The sequence below is a fragment of the Micromonospora sp. M51 genome (genome assembly GCF_018070305.1).
Taxonomy (GTDB): Bacteria; Actinomycetota; Actinomycetes; order Mycobacteriales; family Micromonosporaceae; genus Micromonospora; species Micromonospora parva.
Map to the genome: position 1 here is coordinate 1 of NZ_JAGPXZ010000310.1, position 6,626 is coordinate 6,626.

The window sequence follows — 6,626 nt, forward strand, 5'->3', positions numbered from 1 at the left end:
ACCCCAAGCAGCGGCGACGAACAGCAGTCCGAGTACCACGTCGCACGGGCGGTGGCGGCTGACGCGCTCGCCGCGCTGGACGACGTGGCGGAGCTGATCGCCCCGGTGCTGCTGGTGTCCGAGCTGCGCACCGTGGCGGCCGACGAGCTGTGGCTCAGCCCGAACTACCGGCGGGACAGCTTCGTGCTGCACTTCACCTGGGTCGACGACACCAGGGCGGTGCTGCCGGTGGTGGCCGCCGTGGAGGAGCGCCTGGCGCCCTTCGCGCCCCGCCCGCACTGGGGCAAGGTCTTCGTCACCGATCCGGCCGAGCTGGCCGCCCGCTACCCACGCCACCCCGATTTCGCCACCCTCCTGACCGACCTGGACCCCAAGGCCAAGTTCCACACCGAGGCCCTGGCCCACTACTTCCCCCGCTGACCTCGGTTGATCATGGGGTTAGCGATACCGATGTCGGCGTGTCGTGCCCGCCAACCTCATGATCACCGAGAGCTGGCGAGGGTGCTGCGTTGGACGGCTCGGCTGATGTCGCTGGGGGAGATGATGCCGGTCAGGCGGCCGTCTTCGGTTATCACCAGGGCTCGGCCGTCGGCGCACTCGGTGAGGCGGGGGAGCAGGTCGTTGAGCTGTTCACCGGGCTTCGCCAGCACCAACTGGTCGGCGCGGCAGGCCACCTCGGCCAGCGTGGTCGACGCCCGCCGCTCCGGCGGTACGCCCCGCACCCGGTCGACGGTGACCAGGCCGGTCGGCCGGCCGTCCTCGGTCAGCGGCAGCGCCGAATGCCGGTACGCGAACAGGTAGTGGTCGACGAAGTCCGCGACCGTCATCTCCGCCGAGGCGGTCTGCGGCTGCGGGGTCATCACATCGCCCACCCGGATCCCGCGCAGCGCGGTGCCGGTGCGGGCCTGCCGTTCCTCCATCCCGGCCGCGCCGATCAGGAACCAGCCGATCAGCGCCAGCCACAGCCCGCCGAAACCGAACCCGGCCAGGAACTGCCACAGCCCCAGGCCGATCAGCAGCACCCCCAGCACCCAGCCGGCCCGGGCGGCGACCACCGACGCCCGGGTTCGGTCACCGGTGGCCTTCCAGACCGCCGCGCGCAGCAACCGTCCACCGTCCAGTGGCGCGGCCGGCAGCACGTTGAAGATGGCCAGCAGCACGTTGATTCCCGCCAGCCAGGCCACCGCCCCGAACAGCAGCCCGGTCTGCCCGGCCAGTGCGAGCACCGCCGCGATGGCACCGAAGAACGCCCCGATCAGCAGACTGACCAGCGGGCCGACGCCCGCGATCCGTAACTCCGCGCCCGGGTCACGCGGTTCGCCCCGCAACTCGGCGACGCCGCCGAACAGCCACAGCGTGATGCCGTCGACAGTCAGCCCGTTGCGCTTGGCCACCACCGCGTGCGACACCTCGTGGGCGAGCAGGCCGACGAAGAAGACCACCGCCGCGGCCAGCCCGGCCAGTGTGTACGCCACCGGCGAGTGATCGGGGTACGAGCGGGGGAACTGGTTCGCGGCCAACCCCCACGCGATCAGCGCGAAGATGACCAGCACGCTCCAGTTGACGCCGACCGGCACTCCCGCGACCCGGCCAAGCCGGAAGCTTGCCCTCATCCCAGGCTCATACCCCTACTCAGCCTGCCCATGCCAGCCGACGAGGCGGCGTCTCGGTGGGTGTGATCGGTTGGCCGTGCCGAGCGAACATCTGCCCAAGTTCCGTCCGACCGCGCTCCACCACCTCGAGCAGGGGACCAGGGGCGATGGTGTCCGGCAGCGGAGTGTCGGTGGTCAGGTCTCGAACGGAAATTGGGCGGCACAGCCACCGGTGCAGCGCCCGCCGATCGACGGCAGCCTTCTGCCGGTCGCCCAGCATCCAGACATCCGTCTTGTACGGGGTGCTGTCGGTTCCCAGTGCGGTCAGCAGCCCGGAATGGCGTACCAGGCAGGGGTAGCAGGCCCCGCAGTGGTAGTGCTCGGCACCCGGTCGGTCCCGAGGTGGGCGCCCGCAGCTGATGGTGGCATGGGTGAGGGTCGTCGGAGCCAGACCGGCGTTCAGGGCCTGCTGGCAGACCTCTCCCTTGGTCAGGTGTAGGTACGGGTTGACGACTGTCACCTCGCCGCCGAGAGCGTCGATCAGGGAATTGAGCAGGTGCAGTGTCCCGGGATGTACAGATCTCGTAGAGCAGGCGGCTACCCGGGCCGGAGTGAGCGGTGGATTGACTGCGAGCTGTCCGTTCTCCGGTACGACCACCTGTGGCACTCGGTGGGCGGCGGCGAGGTAGATGGCGGTGGCGAGATAAAGCAGTCCGCGGGTGCGCGCAGATTTCTCCAGCTTCCTGGTGAGACGGACCTGCTGCGACGCCTTGAGTTGCTCGATGTCGCGGCAGGCCGAGCTCTCGATCGCGCTGAAAGTCTGGTCCTGCTGGCTGCCCCACTGGGGTTCGAAATAGGAGACGAGCAGGAGAGGGCCGGCCGAGACCATGGCCCGCTCTGCCGCCCACGCGGTGGAATCAAGCCCACCGGAGAACAGGGCCACCTCTCCTACCTCGGAATAAGTGGTCCGTTCCTGCTGGGGCCACCGCTGCCCGCCGGCCCGGACGTTGATCGTCCATTGATCCGCGCTTAACGTCTCCGAGAGGTGGGACAGCAGCCGCAACGTTGGTGGGCTCCAGACGGAGGGGTTGACCACCTCCACGGACAGGTTGATCCTTCGGGTCCAGCCGTCGACCGCGCACTCGCGCAGCGACAGCTTGTCGGCCAGGTATACGGCTCGGGCGATCTGCAGCAGGTCCTGGGCCCAGTCCGGCCGGTCCTGGGGCACCTCGGTCAATGTCTGCAACCGCTGGTCGGCGTGCTCAAGCAGTGGCCAGCCGATGGTCTCGCGCTTCCTATCGGTGGACACTCGAACCCGGGTCACGTAGTCATACGCGAAGCTCGCCCGGCTCACGCCGCCAACTCCAGTTCGCTGTCGCCGAGCCCGAGGGCCTGAGTCACCGTGGTGGTCAGCAGATCCTTGGCGACGTCGGCGAGCCGTGGTGGCTCCGGCCCACGTTTGACCGCCTCAGCGCAGGGGTTGGGCAGCACCTTGACGACCTGATCGGCAACGAAGCTGGCCACCACGTCGGTCGGGTCGAGGATCACCAGTGCCGGTACGGCGATCTTGATGTTCTCCGCGATGAGAATGTGTACGAACTCGCCGACCACCTCACCGAAGAACGCCCGATACAACGCGCAGAACAGCTCCCCGGTGACCGGTCTTGGACGGCCAGGATCGGCGAGTGGTCCTTCCTGCGTCGCCAGGTGTTCCGCGACGCGTCGGGCGGCCCGGCGGACGGCGGCGTCCACGATGAGTTGGCCTTCGCCGGCGACGTGACTGACGAACCGCCGGATGAACTCGTCGACGTCATCCTGCGCGGCCACGTCCTCCGCTGGCGGAAGATCCGCTCGACCGAGGCCATCGAGCAGCTCAATCAGCCGTCCGCCGGCCCGCTCCGCTGCCGCACGGATGCCGAACGCCTCCGGATCTGCGTTCAGAGCGTCTCGCAACGCCCGCTGGTACTGGGCCGCGATCGCCTCGGCGCGCTGTTGGTCATGCCCGAGTAGCTGTTCGGGTCGGCTGGTGGCGTCCGGCGTCCAGGTGCCCAGCCGGCCTTTGGCAGCGGTCCAGCTGCCGTTCTTCGGACCTGGTAGACGGGTCGAGGTGCCCATGCCGACCTCCCGAGGGGTGGGGAAGGACGTCGAGCGAAGTCTATTGACACTCACAGTGTTTGACCAGATGCACTACGTACGCGAGCGGTGGTCTCCGCTGATCAAGCGCCGAAACGGTAAAGTGCGCAGCCTGAGCCGGAACATGACGGCCGGGGCGGAAGGGTCGGCGCATGCGGGAGGATTCACCGCGCTGGGAGCAGATCAACTCCAGCTCGTACATCTGGGAGCAGGACGGTCTGCGCGAGCTGGCCGGCTACCTGCCGGATACCGACCCGTACCACGTCTGGACGAACGTCGAGTTCGTCGGCGCCGACGGCTCGATCAACGAGGTCGACGCCCTGGTGTTGACCCCGAGCGGGCTGTACGTGCTGGAGCTGAAGCACTGGCAGGGGGAGATCCGCGGTGACGGCACCCAGTGGCTGCGCCGGGCGCCGAATTCGCGACTGATCCCCGAGGACAACCCGTACATCCTGGCCAACCGGAAGGCGAAGCGGCTGGCCAGCCTGATCCGCTACTACGCCAAGCAACACGGACGGCAGCGCGAGACGCCCTATGTGGGGGCGGCGGTCTTCCTGCACGCGAAGGCGATGCGAGCCGAGCTGGACGCGATCGGCAGCCAGCACGTCTACGGGCTGGAGGGGCACGACTCCGGCCTGGCCGGTCTGAAGAAGCTGCTGCTCGCCCTGCCGCGAAACCCGGACCATCTGGTGGACGAGGCGCGCGGCCGGGACATCGTCGAGCTGGTGCGCGGTGCGAAGATCCGCCCGTCGGTGGCGGACCGCAAGGTCGGTCAACTGCTACTGCACCCAAAACCGTTCGCCGAAGGTCTGGGCTGGCAGGACTTCCTCGCCGGGCACGCGCTAGACACCTCGCTGGTGCGTCGAGTGCGGTTCTACCTGACCAGCCGGGCCGCCGAGCATGAGGTTCCGGCGATCCGCAGGGCGGCGGAGCGGGAGTTCCGCCTGCTGCAGGGCATTCACCATCCCGGGGTGGCGCGGGCGCACGACCTGGTCGAGCACTCGTGGGGCCCGGCGGTCATCTTCGACCACCAGGAGGAGTGGGTACGCCTCGACCAGTGGCTGCTGCGCCGCGGCGACGCGTTGACCCTGGCCCAGCGACTGCAACTGGTGCAGGATCTCGCCGAGATCATCGACTATGCGCACTCCCGCCGGCTAGCCCACCGGGCGCTATCGCCCCGAGCGATCTACGTCGGTAACCCGGACGGGCCGCGCCCGACGCTCGTCGTCACCGACTGGCAGACCGGCGGCCGGTTGGCCGGCACGACCCAACTCACCCGGCTCGGCCCATCGAGCGACCCGGCCAGCCTGGAGCTGTTCTTCGATGACGAGGTCCGCCGCTACCAGGCGCCGGAGGCGGAGAATGCCACCCGGCTGCCGGGCCACCAGCTCGACGTGTTCTCTCTCGGCGCACTGGCGTACCGGATCTTCGCCGGGGCGGTGCCGGCCGCCACGCCGGAGGAACTCGTCAACGCGGTTCGCGACAGTGGCCTGCACCTCGATGCTGCGGTGGACGGCATGCCGCACACGCTGGTCACCCTGGTCTACGACGCGACCCGGGGCGATCCGGCGCAACGGCTGCCCAGCGTCTCCCGGTTCCACAAGGACCTGGAGAAGGTCTGGGAGGAGCTGACCGCGCCTGAGCCGGAGCCGGTCGCCGACCCGCTCTCCGCCCACCGGGGTGACGTGCTCGACGGTGGCCTAGAAGTGAAGGACCGGCTCGGCTCGGGTGCCACCGCCGTCGCCTTCCTGGTCACTCGCGACGGGGAGTCGCGCGACCTGGTGCTGAAGGTCGCCCGCGACGAGCAGCATGAGGAGCGGCTGACGGCGGAAGCGCGTACCCTCGCGCGGTTGAAGCACCCCCAGGTGGCCGCGCTGGTCGAGGGTCCGGTGCGGGTTGGCGGCCGGACCGCGCTGCTGATGGAGAGCGCCGGATCGCGGACCCTCGCCGAGGAGCTGCGCGGCGGCCGGCTGGCGTTGGACCTGCTGGAGCGGTACGGCCGGGACCTGCTCGACATCGTCAACTACCTGGACGGCCAAGGCGTCTGGCACCGTGACCTGAAGCCGGCCAACCTCGCGGCCCGGCCCCGGCCGAAGGACAAGCAGCCGCACCTGTGCGTCTTCGACTTCTCGCTCTCCTCGGCTCCCGCTGACCAGCTCGGCGCGGGCACGGTCGGCTACCTCGATCCGTTCCTCGGCCCGCCGCGCCGGCTCCGCTACGACGCGGCGGCTGAGCGGTTCGCGGCGGCCGTCGTGCTCTACGAGATGGCGACAGGTGTGCTGCCTCGCTGGGGTGACAACGCCAACCCGGCCGTGGTCAGCGACGAGGTGGCCCTCGACCCGGCGGTGTTCGACCCGGCGGTCGCCGACCGGCTGGTGGAGTTCTTCGGCCGGGCGTTGGCGAGGGACGCGGCGGCGCGGTTCGACACGGTCGACGAGATGACCGACGCCTGGCGGGCCATCTTCCAGCAAGTCCCGCAGCCCGCGGTGACTCCGGTCGGCCCGGTGCCGGCGGCGGTGGGGCTGACCCGTGAGTCGCCGCTGGAGGTCACCGAGCTGACCGCCCGGGCCCGCTCGGCGCTGGAACGGCTCGGCCTGCACACCGTCGGCGAGCTGCTGGACGCGGAACCGTCGGCGTTGACCCGGGCCAAGGGAGTGCCGGACGCCACCCGCAAGGAGATCCTCGCTCAGGCGCGGGCGCTGCGCGCGGTGCTGCCCGGCGGCAGCGAGTCGCCCGCCGCCGACGAGCAGCCGCTGGCGCAGGGCGTGGAGGCGCTCTGCGCGACCCTGCTCCCCGCCTCGACGTCCCGCAACCACCGGACGCTGGCCGTGCTGCTCGGGCAGACGCCCCCCGACGACGGTGAGTGCCTGTGCTGGCCGGCGCAGAGGGAGGCGGCCCGGG

At 70.1% G+C, this 6,626-nt stretch carries 5 protein-coding genes; 2 read left to right on the plus strand and 3 right to left on the minus strand.

The window, feature by feature from the left end:
- The coding region (locus tag KBX53_RS17615) for a D-arabinono-1,4-lactone oxidase (protein ID WP_305797957.1) at positions 1-420 on the plus strand (420 nt) is incomplete at its 5' end.
- Positions 421-482: 62 nt separating this feature from the next.
- Here the strand turns inward: KBX53_RS17615 and KBX53_RS17620 are convergent.
- Genes KBX53_RS17620 through KBX53_RS17630 form a run of 3 tightly spaced genes read right to left on the minus strand, consistent with a single transcriptional unit; the run spans position 483 to position 3,707 of the window.
- Positions 483-1,613 (minus strand): site-2 protease family protein, encoded by a 1,131-nt coding sequence (locus tag KBX53_RS17620; protein ID WP_210860429.1) that lies wholly within the window; start codon positions 1,611-1,613, stop codon positions 483-485.
- A 19-nt stretch (positions 1,614-1,632) separates the two neighbouring features.
- Positions 1,633-2,901 carry a 7-cyano-7-deazaguanine synthase gene (locus tag KBX53_RS17625; protein WP_210860431.1) on the minus strand — a complete coding sequence of 423 codons (1,269 nt, stop codon included), beginning with the start codon at positions 2,899-2,901 and terminating at the stop codon, positions 1,633-1,635.
- 41 nt (positions 2,902-2,942) lie between these two features.
- A complete protein-coding gene (locus KBX53_RS17630; protein WP_210860433.1) occupies positions 2,943-3,707 on the minus strand; it encodes a hypothetical protein in 765 nt (254 codons plus the stop codon).
- 170 nt (positions 3,708-3,877) lie between these two features.
- Here KBX53_RS17630 and pglW point away from each other — a divergent pair.
- Positions 3,878-6,626: BREX system serine/threonine kinase PglW (gene pglW / locus KBX53_RS17635; RefSeq protein ID WP_210860435.1), on the plus strand; the 2,749-nt coding region annotated here is incomplete at its 3' end.